The following is a 401-nucleotide window of genomic DNA, read 5'->3' on the forward strand; positions in this document are numbered from 1 at the left end:
CGGCTACCACCATGCTTGGGCCCATGCCGATGTTGCTGATCGCCCACGGCAGGGCAAAGGTACCGAGTGCGGCTCCGATGCGGCTGAATGCCGCGGAGAAGCCCATGCCGATGCCACGCAGGTGGCCGGGGAATACCTCGGCCGGATAGACCTGGGTCATCGTGGTGTAGCCGGCGTTGAAGAAGGAGAAGGCGAGGAACAGTACCAGCACGAGGATCGCTGGTGCATCCGCCCAGACTCCGATGACCAGCAGGATGCCTGCGCAGAGCCATTGTCCGGGCACGGTGAGGATCCGGCGGCCGAGCTTGTCAATCAGAAGTACGGTGGTGACCACACCTGCGGCCGCCAGTGCGGACAGGCCGACTCCACCGGCCCATCCCCCGCCGAAGCCGAACTGGGTG

Annotated in this window: 1 protein-coding gene; it reads right to left on the reverse strand. The window is 65.6% G+C overall.

The window, feature by feature from the left end; all coding sequences use genetic code 11:
* Positions 1 to 401 (reverse strand): MFS transporter (locus ACR9ZK_RS21715; protein WP_481344033.1); only part of this gene is annotated, 401 nt, incomplete at both ends.

Source organism: Monashia sp. HAY1-5C, from assembly GCF_056755255.1.